Annotated in this window: 1 protein-coding gene; it reads left to right on the top strand. The window is 37.0% G+C overall.

The window, feature by feature from the left end; all coding sequences use genetic code 11:
• Positions 1-128 precede the first annotated feature (128 nt).
• Positions 129-1,649, top strand: a complete 1,521-nt coding sequence (locus NZ848_RS21450) for an IS1634 family transposase (RefSeq protein WP_449240110.1) — start codon at positions 129-131, stop codon at positions 1,647-1,649.
• Positions 1,650-1,668: the final 19 nt, after the last annotated feature.

Below are 1,668 nucleotides of genomic sequence, written 5' to 3'. Positions count from 1 at the left end.
TCCTGTTTTCCTCGGTTTTTCAAAAAGTGCTTGGATTTTTGCAGGAAATATTTTTAATTAACTGACTAGCAAGCATTTATGATTAGTTGTATTTTTTATTTGGGTGACCCAGCGTATCTTTATAGGCGATGTTTGTCCGAAAGAAGAAAAATAGAAGCGGAGTTATTAGCATTCAGGTAATCGAAAAACGTGATGGTAAATCTGTTTTGGTTAAAACCATTGGCAGTTCTTCTGATAGCCAAGCAGTGGAAAAGCTATTTGAAGAAGGGAAACAATTTGTGTTACAATATGGTGGCCAACAATTTTTAAGTTTTGAAAATGAGACGGCTCTGGTAGCTGAATATTTTCAAGCCTTACAATCTTTTCATCTGGTTGGCCCTGAACTTATTGTGGGTAAGATTTTCGATGATATCGGGTTTGGAGTCATCAAAGATGCACTGTTCCGTGAACTGGTTATTACCCGTCTGGTTTACCCTGTAAGCAAACTAAAGACCACAGAATACCTATACAGATACAAGAATGAGATGGTTGACGTAGAGCGGATTTATCGGTATCTTGATAAGTTGCACCACAAGCAAAAGAACAAGATACAAGAAATTAGTTATGCCCATACGCTCAAAGTACTGCATGGACAGATAAATATTGTTTTTTATGATGTAACGACCTTGTATTTTGAATCCGAACAAGGCGATGAGTTAAGAGTTACCGGTTTTTCCAAAGAGGGTAAGCATCAACATCCGCAAATAATTTTAGGGTTACTCATAAGTGTGGGTGGGTACCCATTAGCATACGAAGTTTTTGAAGGCAATAAGTTTGAAGGGCATACCTTACTTCCTGTTCTGGATAGATTTAAAGAAAAATACAAATTAGATAAACTGGTTGTGGTAGCCGATGCAGGGCTGCTTTCAACAAACAATATGGAGCTACTTCAGCAAAAGGGGTATGAATATATTTTAGGAGCCAGGATTAAAACCGAAAGTCCGACCATTAAAAACAGGATATTAGCACTTGGACTCCAAAATGGTGAGAGCGCGTTTATTGAAAAAAACGCAAACGTAAAACTTTTAGTCAGTTATTCTGACGCAAGGTCAAAAAAAGATGCCCACAACCGCAAGCGGGGATTAGACAAGCTGGAAAAGCAGATAAAATCAGGTAAACTAACCAAAACCAGTATCAACAACAGAGGTTATAACAAATACCTGAAACTGGAAGGAAGTATTCAAATCTCAATAGACAAAGAAAAATATTCAGCAGATTCCCTGTGGGATGGACTCAAAGGATATATGACCAATACAAAACTCTCTAAAGATGAAGTAATAGAGAACTATGGGTATTTATGGCAGATTGAAAGAGCCTTTAGAATATCTAAGACAGATTTAAGAATAAGGCCGATATACCATCGTATCCAACACCGGATAGAAGCACACATCTGTATAGCATTTTGTGCCTATAAGGTTTTCAAAGAGCTGGAAAGACAATTAAAACAGAAACAATCAGAATGGAGTGTTGAGCAAGCTTTAGAAATAACAAAAACAATTTATCAGGTATCATTCAAAACGCAACTCTCGCAAACGATTCATAGCAGAATTTATATCTCTAAACCTGAACAGGAAAAGTTACTTAATTTGTTTCATATCAATTTTGGGTGACCCAGCGAGGAAAACAGGA

Source organism: Emticicia fluvialis (assembly GCF_024793945.1).
Lineage (GTDB): Bacteria > Bacteroidota > Bacteroidia > Cytophagales > Spirosomataceae > Emticicia > Emticicia fluvialis.
This window is presented reverse-complemented; position numbering and strand designations above follow the sequence as displayed.